14 protein-coding genes are annotated in these 15,725 nt (G+C 57.3%); 6 read left to right on the forward strand and 8 right to left on the reverse strand.

Annotated features, from left to right (window positions below; translation table 11 throughout):
- Positions 1-5: 5 nt before the first annotated feature.
- Positions 6-953, reverse strand: coding sequence for a zinc metalloprotease HtpX (gene htpX, locus WNZ14_RS03655; protein WP_342867240.1), 948 nt, complete (start codon positions 951-953; stop codon positions 6-8).
- 138 nt (positions 954-1,091) lie between these two features.
- Between htpX and WNZ14_RS03660 the strand changes: the two genes are divergently transcribed.
- Positions 1,092-1,352 (forward strand): DUF1674 domain-containing protein, encoded by a 261-nt coding sequence (locus WNZ14_RS03660; protein WP_342867241.1) that lies wholly within the window; start codon positions 1,092-1,094, stop codon positions 1,350-1,352.
- A 48-nt stretch (positions 1,353-1,400) separates the two neighbouring features.
- Positions 1,401-1,871 (forward strand): thermonuclease family protein, encoded by a 471-nt coding sequence (locus tag WNZ14_RS03665; RefSeq protein ID WP_342867242.1) that lies wholly within the window; start codon positions 1,401-1,403, stop codon positions 1,869-1,871.
- Positions 1,872-2,286: 415 nt separating this feature from the next.
- Here the strand turns inward: WNZ14_RS03665 and acs are convergent, their stop codons facing one another.
- The gene (gene acs / locus WNZ14_RS03670) at positions 2,287-4,239 is read right to left on the reverse strand and encodes an acetate--CoA ligase (RefSeq protein ID WP_342867243.1); all 1,953 of its coding nucleotides are present in this window, start codon (positions 4,237-4,239) and stop codon (positions 2,287-2,289) included.
- Positions 4,240-4,479: 240 nt separating this feature from the next.
- Between acs and WNZ14_RS03675 the strand changes: the two genes are divergently transcribed.
- Positions 4,480-5,175 (forward strand): DUF1013 domain-containing protein, encoded by a 696-nt coding sequence (locus WNZ14_RS03675; protein ID WP_342867244.1) that lies wholly within the window; start codon positions 4,480-4,482, stop codon positions 5,173-5,175.
- 99 nt (positions 5,176-5,274) lie between these two features.
- Here the strand turns inward: WNZ14_RS03675 and WNZ14_RS03680 are convergent, their stop codons facing one another.
- The 3 genes from WNZ14_RS03680 to WNZ14_RS03690 all read right to left on the reverse strand — a co-directional run bounded on the left by WNZ14_RS03680 (position 5,275) and on the right by WNZ14_RS03690 (position 8,923).
- A complete protein-coding gene (locus tag WNZ14_RS03680; protein ID WP_342867245.1) occupies positions 5,275-6,060 on the reverse strand; it encodes an SDR family oxidoreductase in 786 nt (261 codons plus the stop codon).
- A gap of 155 nt (positions 6,061-6,215) precedes the next feature.
- Positions 6,216-8,126 (reverse strand): propionyl-CoA synthetase, encoded by a 1,911-nt coding sequence (locus WNZ14_RS03685; RefSeq protein ID WP_342867246.1) that lies wholly within the window; start codon positions 8,124-8,126, stop codon positions 6,216-6,218.
- A 137-nt stretch (positions 8,127-8,263) separates the two neighbouring features.
- Complete coding sequence (locus WNZ14_RS03690; protein WP_342867247.1) at positions 8,264-8,923, reverse strand: YggS family pyridoxal phosphate-dependent enzyme; 660 nt, start codon at positions 8,921-8,923, stop codon at positions 8,264-8,266.
- 219 nt (positions 8,924-9,142) lie between these two features.
- On the opposite strand from WNZ14_RS03690, the gene leuS reads away from it, so the two are divergent.
- From leuS to holA, 3 genes are read left to right on the forward strand one after another with little or no spacing between them, the layout of a single operon-like run.
- Positions 9,143-11,770: a leucine--tRNA ligase gene (gene leuS / locus WNZ14_RS03695; RefSeq protein WP_342867248.1), complete on the forward strand. Its 2,628-nt coding sequence runs from the start codon at positions 9,143-9,145 to the stop codon at positions 11,768-11,770.
- The gene (locus WNZ14_RS03700; RefSeq protein WP_342867249.1) at positions 11,757-12,260 is read left to right on the forward strand and encodes a hypothetical protein; all 504 of its coding nucleotides are present in this window, start codon (positions 11,757-11,759) and stop codon (positions 12,258-12,260) included. The genes leuS and WNZ14_RS03700 overlap by 14 nt, the downstream gene beginning before the upstream one ends.
- A 26-nt stretch (positions 12,261-12,286) precedes the next feature.
- Positions 12,287-13,315, forward strand: coding sequence for a DNA polymerase III subunit delta (gene holA / locus WNZ14_RS03705; protein ID WP_342867250.1), 1,029 nt, complete (start codon positions 12,287-12,289; stop codon positions 13,313-13,315).
- 25 nt (positions 13,316-13,340) lie between these two features.
- Here the strand turns inward: holA and WNZ14_RS03710 are convergent, their stop codons facing one another.
- Genes WNZ14_RS03710 through rsmG form a run of 3 tightly spaced genes read right to left on the reverse strand, consistent with a single transcriptional unit; the run spans position 13,341 to position 15,725 of the window.
- Positions 13,341-14,234, reverse strand: a complete 894-nt coding sequence (locus WNZ14_RS03710; protein WP_342867251.1) for a ParB/RepB/Spo0J family partition protein — start codon at positions 14,232-14,234, stop codon at positions 13,341-13,343.
- A gap of 37 nt (positions 14,235-14,271) precedes the next feature.
- Positions 14,272-15,066 (reverse strand): ParA family protein, encoded by a 795-nt coding sequence (locus tag WNZ14_RS03715; protein ID WP_342867252.1) that lies wholly within the window; start codon positions 15,064-15,066, stop codon positions 14,272-14,274.
- Positions 15,067-15,083: 17 nt separating this feature from the next.
- Positions 15,084-15,725: a 16S rRNA (guanine(527)-N(7))-methyltransferase RsmG gene (gene rsmG, locus WNZ14_RS03720; RefSeq protein WP_342867253.1), complete on the reverse strand. Its 642-nt coding sequence runs from the start codon at positions 15,723-15,725 to the stop codon at positions 15,084-15,086.

Genomic DNA, 15,725 nt, shown 5'->3' on the forward strand with positions numbered 1-15,725 from the left:
TGCGGTCAAGACCAAGGCCCCTTGCGCGTCGAGCCATCACGTCCCCAGGGCCCGGCTTGCGGAACCGATGTTTTCGCTGGCCGTGCCGACTGGCGAGAAGGCGCAGCAGCAAACTCTCCAGCCATCGCCTCGAGCGCTGCGATGCGGTTTTCCGTTGCCGGGTGAGTTGAAAACAGACTGTCCATGCGTTGACCATTCAGAGGATTGATAATGAACATATGCGCCGTCGCCGGATTGCGTTCGGCATCTTCGTTGACCACACGTCCGGCCCCCATGGCAATCTTCTTCAGCGCCGAAGCCAGCCAAAGCGGATTACCACAGATTTCCGCACCACGCCTGTCGGCAGCATATTCGCGGGTCCGGCTGATCATCATTTGCACCAGCATGGCTGCGAAGGGTGCAACCAGCATGGCAACCAACACTCCGATGAAGCCAAACGGATTGTTGTTATTACGATTGCCGCCGAAAAACAGCGCGAAATTGCCGAGCATTGAAATTGCGCCGGCAAGCGTCGCGGTAATGGTCATGATAAGCGTGTCACGGTGCTGCACATGTGCAAGCTCATGCGCCATGACGGCTGCCACTTCCTCGTCAGTCAAGCTGTTGAGAAGACCGACAGATGCCGCTACGGCTGCATTCTCGGGATTGCGGCCGGTCGCAAAAGCATTCGGCTGCTGATTGTGGATCACATAGACCTTCGGCATCGGCAGGCCAGCATTCTGTGCCAGATCAGCGACAATCTGATAAAATTCCGGCGCGGTCTTGGCGTCCACTTCCACTGCGTGGTGCATACGGAGCACCATCTTGTCGGAATTCCAGTAGGAGAACAGGTTAATCCCTGCGGCGACAACGAAAGCTATCATCATCCCGCCGGTGCCACCAATGAGATAGCCAACGCCCATGAAAAGAGCTGTCATCAGGGCAATCAGCATGGCTGAGCGAACAAGGTTCATGTGCGTCATCCTTTCCGGCGACCTGGCACCTTTTTGCCTGATCTGGCGCAAGGGTTTGGAATTTGTCGCTTGTGACGCTAGATATGGGTTGTTTCAAGATAATCTTCAATGTGAATGCCAGACTGGTAGACCCCTCCCATGAGCAAAGACGAAAATCCCACCGAAACGCTGAAATACGCAACTGAATCGAGCGGTTTGGGTCAGAGCGAAGCGCTGGAAACCGTGGAAAAGCCGCCACTGAGCCCTGCCGCTGAACGTGCGCTGGCGGAAGCGGAAGCCAGGCGGCAGGCCCGCGACATGGAATTGCGTGCGGCTGAGAAGGAAGTCGGCGGACGGGGCGGTGCCGATCCGGCTCGCTTTGGCGACTGGGAAATCAACGGCCGCGCCATCGATTTCTAGCCAACCCGCTGTTGATCCCCACGGAATATAGGAATATATTCCGTTCCCATGAGCAATGATTCGCGCGCAGCTTCCATATTCATTCTTTCGCTTGGCCTTTCATGCGCCCCGGTGAAGACCACCACTGCTGCGGACAATCAATGGCGCAGTATCGCCGGACCGGTGACAGCTCAGATCATACGGATCATCGATGGGGACACGATTGAGGTCGACGCACACCCCTGGCCAGGCCATGCGGTGCGCGTATCGGTCCGTTTGCGTGGCATCGATACGCCCGAGAAAAGGTCCCGGTGCCCGAACGAGCGCGCAGCCGCCCTACTGGCGCGCACCGAGCTCGAGCGGCTGGTGACAGGCTTCTCGACAGTCCAATTGATCAATGTATCTGGCGGAAAATATTACGGCCGCGTGCTGGCCGACATGACGGCTGGAACACGCGACATTGCCTCCGCCATGCTGGCAAGTGGCCTCGCCCGGCCCTATGCGGGCGGCAAGCGCGAGAAGGCGGAATGCGCGGGATAGGGTTTGGAGAGCCGACTTACAGGAAGCCTGACATCAAAAAGGCCACCCGCAAGGGGTGGCCTTCGTGAATTCCAGCGCCGGTTGCACGCCTGCCCGATCACATCAAAGATGGATCAGGACTTGCCAGCATTACCGGCTCTTCAGAGGCTGCTCCGAAGTCCGGTAATCCGTTTCGTACGAACCGGCTTATGGGAATCACTCGACATCGGATCACCTCCTTTCAATGGTTAAAGACAGGGGTAGTCTGTACCCGTCTTGGACTGATTGCAAGAGGCAAAAAGCGCCTGATTATAAGCCATTCGTCAAAAAGCCCGCCCCAATCAAAGGGTGGGCCTGGAACGCAATTCAAGGCTCAATCCATGCCCGGGCAGGGCATATCGCCCTCAATGGCGAAAGCCGGATTGCCGGAGCCTGATCAGCCCTTCTTGTTCTGCCGGTTGGCAATCAGATCATCAACAACGCCAGGATCGGAAAGCGTCGAAGTGTCGCCAAGTGCGCTGAACTCGTCCTCAGCAATCTTGCGCAGGATCCGGCGCATGATCTTGCCAGAACGGGTCTTTGGCAGGCCCGGCGAGAACTGGATCTTGTCAGGCGAGGCGATTGGACCGATCTCGTGGCGAACATGATTGACCAGCGCCTTGCGCAGCGCATCATCACCCTCTTGGCCTTCCATCAGCGTGATGTAGCAGTAAATGCCCTGACCCTTGACGTCGTGTGGATAGCCCACGACCGCAGCTTCAGACACCGAATCGTGCGAAACAAGCGCGCTTTCAACTTCGGCTGTGCCCATACGGTGGCCCGACACGTTGATCACGTCATCAACGCGGCCTGTAATCCAGTAATAGCCATCCGCATCACGACGGCAGCCGTCACCGGTGAAGTACTTACCCTTGTAGGTGGAGAAATAGGTCTGGATGAAGCGCTCATGATCGCCGTAGACCGTACGCATCTGCCCTGGCCAGGAATCGGTGATGCACAAATTGCCTTCTGCAGTGCCTTCCAGCACATCGCCGTCGCCATCGACCAGCTGTGGCTGAACGCCAAAGAACGGTCGCGTTGCCGATCCAGGCTTCAGAGGCGTTGCCCCGGGCAGAGGACTGATCAGAATCCCGCCGGTCTCGGTCTGCCACCAGGTATCAACGATCGGACAGCGCTTGTCGCCGACGACATTGTAATACCAGACCCAGGCTTCGGGATTGATCGGCTCGCCCACAGATCCAAGCGTGCGCAGCGATTTGCGCGAGGATTTCTTGACGTGATCGTCACCCGCACCCATCAGGGCGCGAATGGCGGTCGGCGCCGTGTAGAAGATGTTGACCTGGTGCTTGTCGACCACATCCCAGAACCGGCTCGGCGATGGGTAGTTCGGCACGCCCTCGAACATCAGCGTGGTCGCGCCATTGGCGAGCGGCCCGTAGACAATATAGGAGTGCCCGGTGACCCAGCCGACATCGGCGGTGCACCAGTAGATGTCCCCTTCATGATAGTCGAAGACATATTCATGGGTCATCGAGGCATAGACCAGGTAGCCGCCGGTGGTGTGCAGCACGCCCTTGGGCTTTCCGGTCGAACCTGAGGTGTAGAGGATGAACAGCGGATCTTCCGCCTTCATCTTGGCAGGCGGGCAATCCGGTTTCGCGGCAGCCACGGCCTCGTGATACCAGATATCACGATCATCATACCATTCGATCTTCCCGGCTGTGCGCTGGACAACCAGCACATTCTTGACGGTAACGCCTGCGCGTTGGGCAATCTCGATGGCGAGATCGGTGTTGTGCTTGAGCGGAATTTTCTTGCCGCCGCGCAGGCCTTCATCGGCCGTAATCACGAAGGTTGATTCGCAGTCACTGATTCGCCCGGCCAGCGCATCCGGCGAAAAACCGCCGAAAACGATCGAATGGATTGCACCGATGCGGGTGCAGGCAAGCATCGCATAAGCGGCTTCCGGAATCATCGGCATGTAGATGGTGACCCGGTCACCCCTCTTCACACCCTTCGATTTCATCACATTGGAAAGACGACAAACCTGATCATATAGCTCGCGGTACGTGATCTTCTTGTCATCGTACGGGTTGTCTCCCTCCCAGATGATCGCCACCTGATCGCCGCGCTTTTCGAGATGCCGGTCGATGCAATTGTAGGAGACATTTGTCAGGCCATCCTCAAACCACTTGATCGCTACCTTGCCTGTAAAGCTGGTGTTCTTGACCTTTGTGTAGGGTTTGAACCAGTCAATTCGCTTGCCGTGCTTGCCCCAGAACTTTTCAGGATCCTTGATGCTCTGCTTGTACCATTTCTGGTATGTCTCATCATCAATCAACGCTCTGGATTTCGCGTCTTTCAGGACTTTGTAGGTTTTCTGCGGCATTGGACCCTCCTCACTTACAGCATGCGCCCAGCATAAACTTAAGCGCAACCCGACTTCCATGACGACCATTAATACCAGCGCAAATCATTGGTGCAATTAGACAATGGGTCGGTTTGCGAAACCATGCGGCAACAATTGCAATTAACCGGACTAGCGGTTATAAGAACGCCGATTTCCCGGAAATGGTGGTTTCATCCACGGCCCGCGCCCCCGGAGCGGACGGACAGGAGGATTGTATTCATGGCACAGCAGCTTCTCATGCCTAAGGCGACCGCCGTCTGGCTTGTTGACAACACCGCATTGAGCTTCGACCAGATCGCGCAGTTTTGCAAACTTCACCCGCTTGAGGTGAAGGCAATCGCCGACGGCGAAGCCTCGCAAGGCATCAAGGGTCTCGACCCGATCGGCACCGGACAGCTGTCTCGGGAAGAAATCTCGGCGGCTGAAGCCAACCCCGAGATCAAGCTGAAGCTCTCCGAACCAAAGGTTCGCGTACCGGAATCCAAGCGCAAGGGTCCACGATACACCCCGGTGTCCAAGCGTCAGGATCGGCCCAACGCCATCCTCTGGCTGGTGCGCAACCATCCCGAACTCAAGGATGCCCAGGTTTCGCGCCTGGTCGGCACCACCAAATCGACCATCGAACAGATCCGCGGCCGCACCCACTGGAATGCGGCAAACCTGACGCCGATGGATCCAGTCACCCTCGGGCTGTGCACACAGATCGATCTCGACCTTGAAGTCGAGCGCGCCTCCAAGAACCGCGGCCCACACGCTGGTGCGGAGCATGACAGCGTGCTGGTTTCCGCGCGTGAGACCGAAGCGGCCACTCCGGTGGACGAAGACGGCGAGAAGGAAATCGATGCAGATGCAGTTTTTGCAAAACTGTCCTCGATGAAGCGCACCGAGCCGGAAGAAGACGAAGACAACAACTGAAAACTCATGCCCTCATGACATGCAAAAGGCCCGGCAATGCCGGGCCTTTTTGTTTCTTGCGGCAGCTTTGGCATCATCGAACGGACTGTTTCCCGTGAATCAATCCTTGACCGGAACCGTGTAATTCAGCGGCATGCGACCACCGTCGGCATAAATTGTCTGACCTGTGACATAGCTTGCATCTTGCGAGAGCAGGAATGCGGTCACGGCTGCGATTTCGGACGGATCACCGATACGGCCAAGCGGCGTGCGCGACAGGATCCTGGTTCTGGCTTCCGGATTGTCGACCACTGTTGCCAGCAGGTCGGTCATGATCGAGCCGGGACCAACCGCGTTGACCCGGATACCATGCGGCGCCAGCGACAAAGCCATCACCTTGGTCAACTGGCTCAAACCACCCTTCGACACCGAATAGGGCACCTGGTTGGCTATGGCGAAGGTATCGTTGATCGAGGACATGTTGACGATGGAGCCCGGCTCTTCACCGTTCGAGATCTGCTCTACCATATGCCGTGCTACGGCCTGCCCGCACAGAAACGCGCTCTTGAGGTTGACGCCCAGAACGCGATCGAAATCGGCCTCCTCGATATCAAGAAAATCGGCGGTGTGAACGATCCCTGCATTGTTGACCAGCGCATTGATCGAGCCGAAGGCATCAATCGTTTTGGCGACCAGGTTGTGAACATCAAGCCGCTCAGACACGTCGGCAACGGTAAACCGGACCTCGCCGTCATTTGAAGCTGTTTTCACCGCAGCAGCGCCGGCGGCCTCGTCAATATCGGCGATCATCACCTTGGCGCCCTCGGCGGCCAGGCGGCGCACAATCGCCAGCCCGATACCCTTGGCGCCGCCGGTGACAATGGCTGTTCGTCCATCCAGTTTCATAGTCTTATCCCTTTCATAGAGCGCGGCGCCTTATCTAGAATGCGCGATGATCGCTCTAACCTGTCGATTGCAGCCACGGTCCGAAAAATCCAATTTGAAATCCGGTCTGGCGCTGCAGCGAAGCGGCGGGACATTGACGTGGACGACACGCAAGGTCAATCGCTCTTCCTGGCCATCCCGCGCTTTGCCAGCACCTCGGCAATTTCGTCGAGAACTGCAGGATCATCAATGGTAGCTGGCATTTTCCATGCCTCGCCATCGGCGATTTTCTGCATGGTCGCACGCAGGATCTTGCCAGAACGGGTTTTTGGAAGCCGCTTGACCACCATCACTGTCTTGAATGCAGCCACCGGCCCGATCTGATCGCGCACCAGTTTCACCACTTCCTTCTCGACTTCGTCATCGGTCCGGCCATGGCCGTTGTTGATGACGATGAAACCCGCCGGAATCTGGCCCTTCATGGCGTCGGCGATGCCGATAACCGCACATTCCACCACATCCGGATGGCCGGAAACCGCCTCTTCCATCCCGCCCGTCGACAGACGGTGGCCCGCCACGTTGATGATGTCATCCGTGCGCGCCATGATGAACAGATATCCGTCATCATCAATGAAGCCGGCGTCAGCGGTTTTGTAGTAGCCCGGGAATTCCGCCAGATAGGAATCCCGAAACCGGTTATCGGCATTCCACAGCGTCGGCAGACAGCCAGGCGGCAGCGGCATTTTGACCACGACATTGCCAAGAGTTCCGGCCGCTACCGGATGGCCGGCATCATCGAGAACCTGAACGTCATAACCAGGCATCGCAACAGCGGGCGAGCCGTATTTGACCGGCAGCAGGCCCAACCCCATCGGGTTGCCGGCTATGGTCCAGCCAGTCTCGGTCTGCCACCAGTGATCGATCACGGGGACATTGAGCACCTTTTCCGCCCAATGAATGGTATCAGGGTCTGCGCGTTCACCGGCCAGAAACAAGGCCCGGTAAGCGGACATATCGTAGTTACCGATCAGGCTGCCTTGCGGGTCTTCCTTGCGGATGGCGCGAAATGCGGTTGGCGCGGTAAACAGCACTGCGACCTTGTGCTCGGAAATCACGCGCCAGAACGTGCCCGCGTCTGGTGTCCCCACCGGCTTGCCTTCAAACACGATTGTTGTGTTGCCATGCAACAGCGGCGCATAGACGATATAGGAGTGGCCCACGACCCAGCCGATATCGGATGCCGCCCAGAACACCTCACCCGGTTTCACGCCATAGATCGCATGCATGGACCAGTAGAGCGCAGCCATGTGGCCGCCATTGTCGCGCACCACGCCCTTCGGCTGCCCGGTGGTACCGGATGTGTAGAGAACATAGAGCGGATCGGTCGCCTGAACCGGAGTGCAATCAACCTTCCGTCCGGCATTTGCTTCGATCAGTGAGGCATAATCGAAATCGCGTCCCTCGATCAGGTCACAGCGATGTTGCTCCCGCTGCAGCACGATCGTTGCATCGGGATTGTGATGCGAGTGCTCGATCGCCGCGTCAAGCAACGGCTTGTAGGCAACGATCCGTCCCGGCTCGATACCGCAGGACGCGCTGACAATCAGCTTCGCCTTGCAGTCTTCTATACGGGTGGCAAGCTCAGAGGCCGCGAACCCGCCGAAAACCACTGAATGAACGGCGCCCAGACGCGCACACGCCAGCATCGCCACAATCGCTTCAGGCACCATCGGCATGTAGATGACGACCCGGTCGCCCTTGCCAACGCCTTTGTCGGCCAAGGCTCCGGCAAATGCCTCGACTTCCGCAAGCATCGCAGCATAGCTGATCGAACGTTTGGTCCCCGTGATCGGGCTGTCATAGATCAGCGCCGCCTGTTCGCCCCGGCCTCCAGCGACATGGCGATCCAGGCAGTTGTAGCAGGTGTTGGTGATCCCATCCGGATACCAGCCTCCATAGACGCCCAAGTCAGGATCGAACGCAGTCTCAGGCTTTGTGAACCAGTCGATCGCGGCGGCCTGCTCCATCCAGAACCCTTCAGGATTCTGGCGCCAGTTTTCATAGACCTCACCATAACTGCTCACCACGACCATCTCCTCCAAAATATTTTGGCGCAGCACACATGTGTCACGCCAATCCCCCGATAACCCGATTTCGCGGCACCCTATGCCTATCGAGAGACAGCGAAAACTAGACGAACGGCTAGATCATCGCCTCAAATCGATTAGCGCGCACCAAAAATTGCCGAGCCCACCCTGACTTCGGTCGCACCAAAGGCAATTGCCGTCTCGAAATCATCTGACATGCCCATGGAAAGCGTCTCGATATGGTTTTCGCGGGCAATCTTGGCCAGCAAGGCAAAATGCGGCCCCGGATTTTCTTCCACCGGCGGTATACACATCAGGCCAGAAATCTTGAGGCCCAGTTCCACGCGGCACATCGCAATGAATGCATCCGCCTCATCGGGCTCAATTCCTGCCTTTTGCGGCTCCGACCCGGTGTTCACCTGAACATAGAGAATGGGGTGTTTGTCCTGCTTCTTGGTTTCACGCGCGATTTCCCTGGCGATCTTTTCCCGGTCAACGGTTTGAATGACGTCAAACAGCGCCACCGCTTCAGCTGTCTTGTTGGATTGAAGTGGCCCGATCAGATGCAGTTCGATCCCGGTCGTTTCGCCTTTCAGGCCAGGCCACTTGGATTGGGCCTCCTGAACACGGTTTTCGCCAAATACGCGCTGACCCGCTTCGATGACTGGACTGATCTCCTCCGGAGGTTTCGTCTTGGAGACCGCCACCAGTCGCACGGAGCCGCTTTTTCTGTCCGTTTCGGTTTCTGCTGCGGCAATTGCTGCTCGCACTTTCTCTAGGTTTTCCCGTGCGCTCACGCTCTGCTCCATTCACTTGCTTTCAATTCAGCCATAGGGTGTTAGCCCAGCCAGTTCTCCTTGCCAATCGACCCCCGCCCCGGTTTCCTGTAGCAGGTATCCATCAGGGTGCTTCCGAAGCGCCTGAACTTGGCCTCCAAAGCCGCTCAATGGTTGACGCTTGACGGGTTTCATGGTGAAGGTCGCGACAAAATCTGACAGGTTTTCTGGTGATCCTTTATGGCAATTGAACGATACAATCCCAAACAGGCGGAAACCCGCTGGCAGCGCATGTGGGAAGAGGCGAAAATTTTCGAGACGGACAACGACAGTCCGGACCCGAAATACTACGTACTCGAGATGTTTCCCTATCCGTCCGGCCGGATCCACATGGGGCATGTCCGCAACTATGCCATGGGCGATGTCGTGGCGCGCTACAAACGCGCCCGCGGCTTCAATGTGCTTCACCCGATGGGCTGGGATGCCTTCGGCATGCCGGCTGAGAACGCCGCGATCCAGAACAAGGTTCATCCACGCGACTGGACCTATGCCAACATCGACGCCATGCGCAAGCAGCTCAAATCCATGGGTCTGTCACTCGACTGGAGCCGGGAATTTGCCACATGCGACGTCGAATATTACACGCAGCAGCAGGCGCTGTTTCTCGATTTTCTCGCCGCCGGACTGATTTACCGTCGCAATTCCAAGGTCAACTGGGATCCGGTCGACATGACCGTGCTCGCCAACGAGCAGGTCATCGACGGCCGCGGCTGGCGCTCCGGCGCGCTTGTCGAGCAGCGTGAACTGACGCAATGGTTCTTCCGCATTTCCGATTTCGCCGACGATCTGCTGGTCTCGCTCGATGAGCTAGACCAATGGCCGGAAAAGGTCCGGCTGATGCAGAAAAACTGGATCGGCAAGTCGGAAGGCCTGTCCTTGCGCTGGGAAATTGCCGATCCGGCACAGGCCGGCGGTGCGTCAGACATCGAAGTTTATACCACGCGGCCGGATACACTGTTCGGTGCGTCGTTCCTGGCGATTGCAGCCGATCATCCTCTGGCCAAGGAACTGGCCGCAAAGGTTCCGGCAGTCGCTGAATTCTGCGACCAGTGCCGCCGTGCCGGAACTTCACTGGCAGCGCTCGAAACCGCTGAGAAGATCGGTTTCAAGACCGCAATCAACGTTGTTCACCCGCTTGATCCGGAATGGACTGTTCCAGTCTACATCGCCAATTTCGTTTTGATGGATTATGGCACGGGCGCCATTTTCGGCTGCCCGTCCGGCGACCAGCGCGACCTTGATTTTGCACGGAAATACAATTTGCCGGTCACGCCTGTGGTGATGCCGGCTGATGCCGATGCGGCGAGCTTCGTGATCACCGACACCGCCTATGTCGGTGATGGTGTCATGATCAATTCCCGCAATCTTGACGGCATGACGCCAGACAGCGCTTTCGACGCAGTAGCAAGCCTGCTCGAAGCCAAGACGCTTTGCGGTCAACCGCAAGCCGCCCGCAAGACCAATTTCCGCCTTCGAGACTGGGGTCTTTCACGCCAGCGCTATTGGGGTGCGCCCATTCCAGTGATCCATTGCGATGACTGCGGGGTGGTTCCTGTGCCGGCTAAGGATCTGCCGGTCAAGCTTCCCGATGATGTTACGCTCGACAAGCCGGGCAATCCTCTCGATCATCACGCGACGTGGAAACATGTCAATTGCCCGGCCTGCGGCAAGGCTGCACGACGCGAAACCGATACGATGGACACATTTGTCGATTCATCCTGGTATTTCGCCCGGTTCACTGCGCCACGGCACGAGACCCCGACTGATCCTGCGGTCGCAAGCGCTTGGCTGCCGGTTGATCAGTATATCGGCGGCATCGAACACGCGATCCTGCACCTCCTTTATTCTCGCTTCTTTACCCGGGCCATGCAGCAGACCGGCCATGTCGATCTCAAGGAGCCATTCCGCGGATTGTTTACACAGGGCATGGTTGTTCACGAGACCTACCGCACCAGTGTTGGCAAGGGTGAATGGGTCCCGCCGGCTGATGTACTGATCGAAGAGAAGGACAGCGTAAGGACGGCCAAGCACGCCAAGACAGGCGAAGCGCTGGTCATCGGTTCTATTGAGAAGATGTCGAAGTCGAAGAAGAACGTGGTCGATCCCGACGACATCATCGATAGCTATGGTGCTGATACTGCTCGCTTTTTTATGCTTTCAGACTCCCCGCCCGATCGCGATGTGATCTGGACCGAGGCTGGCGTCGAAGGCGCCCATCGTTATGTTCAGCGTGTATGGCGCCTGCTTGGCGAAGCGGCCGGGGAACTGAGCAAGACCGAAGCCAGGACCGGAGCAGCTGGTCAGGCGCTGGATGTCTCGCGTAGCGCCCACAAGACGGTCAAGGCGATCGGTGAGGACCTTGAGAAGCTGGCCTTCAACAAGGCAGTGGCGCGGCTCTACGAGCTCGTCAACACCCTGGCAGCACCGCTGACGGATGTTGCTGCAGGCAAGGCTGATGCAGATCTCAAGGCAGCCTGCAAGCAGGCAGCCAACATGGTGGTGCAGCTGATTGCCCCGATGATGCCGCATCTGGCGGAAGAGTGCTGGAAACTGATCGGCAATGACGGCATGGTGGCAACAACAGCCTGGCCGGACTACGATTCCGGTCTGGTGACGGATGAACAGGTGACACTGCCGGTGCAGATCAACGGCAAGAAGCGCGGCGATTTGACAATTGACCGCAATGCCGACCAATCTGCTATCGAGAAGGCTGTTCTGGCTCTTGATTTCGTGCAAACCGCGACCGGAGGCAATCCGCCGCGCAAACTCATCATCGTACCCCAGAGGATCGTCAATGTTGTCGTTTGAAGTTCCCGGATCGGGATGGAAATCGCGGGTCCTGGCTGCCACGCTCGGCCTTGGACTGCTGGCCGGATGCCAGGCACAACCTCTCTATGGATCGATGGCTGGCCAGAACCACTCAGTCACGATTACGCCTGCAGATTCGAGAGTTGAACAGGTTGTCCGTAACGAATTGGTACTGGGTTTTGGCGGAGAACAGCAAGATGGCGCCTACAGTCTGAATTTGAGCGTGTCATCAAGCCTTTCCGGCTTGTTGCCCGGCGGTCTCGACAATGAATTTTCCGCCGCACGCACCACGGTCACGGCTACCTACGTTCTCAAATCCGCGAGCACCGGCGAAACGGTCAAATCCGGGTCACGCTATGCTGATGCACAGCTGGATCTTCCATCGCAGAATTTTGCCCAGGAGAGAGCCAAGCTGGAAGCTGAAGACCGCGCCGCGAGGCAGGTCGCTGCCTTCGTCAGGGCAGATATTGCGGCAGCCCTTGCACGATAGATCTCGAATCTGCTGGAACGGGCATCATGGCACAGCTTAAAACCCATGAATTTGCCGGTTTTGTGCGCCGTGAAGGCACCCCCTACCGTATCATACTTGTCTACGGTCCAGATCGCGGTCTGGTCTCCGAACGTGCAGCTGAAATCGCTGCCAAGACCGGTGTGGATCTCAAGGATGATTTCGCGGTTCTCCGCCTAGAATCATCTGATCTCAACGGTGACCCGGGACGGCTGGCAGACGAATTTGGTGCTATCAGCCTGTTTGGCGGTGACCGTCTGGTCTGGGTCAAGAATGCTGGCAACGACAAGGGTTTGGTTAGCTCGCTCAATGCTCTGACGGAGGCTGACGCGGGTTCGTCACACCTTCTCATCGAGGCAGGCGACCTGAAAAAGGGCAGCGCGCTTCGAAAGTTGATCGAGAACGCTCGCACCGCACTTGCAATACCCTGTTACGCCGACGACGCCAGAGGTATCCAGACGCTCATTGACGAGGAACTCGGCGGCGCCAAGCTCAACATACAGGCGGACGCTCGCCAGCGCCTCACCCAGCTGCTGGGCGGGGATCGGCTGGCAAGCCGTAACGAGTTGAAGAAACTGGCACTTTACTGTCATGAATCGGGAACGGTTACCGATGAAGATGTGATCGAGGCCATTGGCGATGTTGCCGCACTTTCGGTAGACGACGCCGTAGATGCGGTTTTTTCCGGTGATACGGTGCGTCTCGAGACTTCGCTGGAACGCATACTCGCATCCAAGACTTCTGTATTTCTGGTGTTGCGCAGCTGTATCATGCAGTTCGAACAGCTCGACGCCATGCGGTCACTGATCGAAAATCACGGCCGCCAGCCGGCCCAGGCCATGACGGAAAAGGGGCGGGGCATCCATTTCAAGCGCAAACCCGTTGTCGAACGCGCATTGCGTCATTGGCGGCTGGACGCCATCAATCGTGAAATGAGACGGCTGTCCGACGCGGTCCTGGAAACGCGCCGGAGACCGCATCTCGAAGCATCTATCGCCAGGCAGGCCCTTTTACGAGCCTGCCTGCTTAGCCGATGATCATCATCTCGTTGTAATAAATAGTTTATTTGTCACCAAGTAGCCGACACAATTCATCGAGTTGCTCAAGCGACTTGTAATCGATCCGCAACTGGCCACCTTGCCCTTTGTGCGCCAGCTGAACCTTGAGACCAAGCACATCAGACAAGCTTCGTTCAAGCGCGATCGTATCGGCATCTTTCTCATCGGCGCGACCGGCAGATTTGGTTTCCATGCCGCCCGGATTGGCGAGCTGCTCTGCATCTTTCTGAGCCAGTTTCTCGGCGTCGCGAACAGAGAGCCCTTCATCTGCAATTTTACGTGCCAGCCGAACAGGATCGGAGGTCGACACGATCGCCCGGGCATGGCCGGCGGATAGCGCGCCATCAGCAAGCATCTGCCGAACTTCGTCAGGCAACTTCAGCAAACGCAGCGAATTGGCGACATGGCTTCGGCTTTTACCGATGACCTCACCAAGATCGTTTTGCGTATAGCCATATTGCGCGATCAGCTGCTCATAACCTTGCGCCTCTTCAAGCGCATTGAGATCCGCACGCTGCACATTCTCGACAATGGCTATCTCGAGTGCGGTCCGGTCATCAACATCCCGCACGATAACCGGAATATCAACCAATCCTGCCATTTGCGCGGCCCGCCAGCGGCGTTCACCTGCAATGATCTCGTAGCGGTCGTCGCCTGCTCGGCGGACCATCACGGGCTGCACAATCCCGTGCTGGCGGATCGATTTCGACAGATCTTCGAGATCGGCCGGGTCAAAACTCCGCCGCGGATTGCGTGGATTGCGGCTGACATGTTCTATCGGAACGGTGCGATCCGCCGACACCGTCGGCTTCGATTGTGACTGGATAGGTTGATCGATCTCGCCGATCAGAGCCGCCAGTCCCCGCCCGAGGCGCTTTTTTGATACATCGTCTGACATCGTCATATCCACTCTCACTGCCCACATCCCCGCAGGGTCAGGCAGCCTTACGATTGCGTTCGCGCTGAATAACCTCAGATGCCAGCTGCAGATAGGCCTGGCTGCCGGCGCATTTCAGATCATACAGGATCGCAGGCTTGCCGTAGGATGGCGCCTCAGAAACCCGAACATTGCGCGGGATAAGGGTCCTGTAGACCTTTTCGCCCAGATGCGAGCGAACATCTTCGACAACCTGCAAGGCCAAATTGTTGCGCGCATCATACATTGTCATCACGATACCCTGGATATCCAGAGTAGGATTGAGCGTATCGCGTACCTGGCCAACAGTCTCGAGAAGCTGGCTCAAACCCTCAAGCGCAAAGAACTCGCACTGCAGCGGCACCAGAATCGAATGTGCGGCCGCCATTGCATTCATGGTCAGAAGATTGAGGGAGGGAGGGCAGTCGATGAGAACGTAATCATAGTGCTTCGCGTCGTCCGCTTGCAGCGCCTTCTTCAGCTTGAACACGCGGTCAGGCATGCCGGCAATCTCCATCTCGACACCCAGAAGGTCCATGGTGGAGGGAATGATGCTCAGATGCGGCACCGCGGTCTGCATGACGGTTTCGCTGACCGACGCATTCTGCGTCAGCAGATCATAGGCCGACACGCCCCGATCCTTGCGATCAATGCCCAGCCCAGTGCTGGCATTGCCCTGCGGGTCAATGTCGACGATCAACACTTCCTCGCCAATCGCTGCCAGTGCAGTGGCCAGATTGATAGCGGTGGTTGTCTTGCCAACGCCGCCTTTCTGGTTGGCGATGGTGATGATCCGGTTCTTCGAAGGTTGCATCGAAAAGGGTCCGCGGCTTAGGTGTGCTGGGATAAATTGCTGATCTGCAGGATTGCCGATCCATCCTGCGCCAGACTTTGATGTTCTACCAGATCAAAGCACCAAAGGTCACGCGCTGATCTGACTTCTCCAAGGTAATCCAGCCCTTTGTGCAGCCACATTTCAATTGAGGGGTTGTCTTGCGCATATGGCGCTGCGTAGGAGAGCAAATCAGACAGCGAAGCAAGGGCACGAGCAGAAACTGCGTCAATCTTCCCCAGTTTGGTTCGCGCATCTTCAACCCGAATCGGATGTACGCTGGCTCTGGCGCCGGTTTCGAGGATCACCTGGCGAAGAAATGCCGCCTTCTTGTTGTTACTTTCCACGAGATTGACCCAGCCGTGCCCCTTCTCAGCCAGACAGATCGCAGTCACCAAGCCTGGAAAACCGGCCCCACTGCCCATATCAAGCCAATTGAGCGGCTCAGGCCTCAGCCGAAACAGCTGCAGGCTGTCTAGAACATGTCTTTCCCACACATCTGGCAAGGTTTTCGGAGAGATCAGATTGATGCGCGCTTGCCACTTTCGCACAAGGTCCGCGTATACGACCAGTTTTCCCGATGTTTCACGTGAAACAAATCCGGAATCCGGAAAAAAGCCTTTCGGTATATTCTGAACCAT

This window comes from Hoeflea sp. AS60, from assembly GCF_038900115.1.
Classification (GTDB): Bacteria; Pseudomonadota; Alphaproteobacteria; order Rhizobiales; family Rhizobiaceae; genus Hoeflea.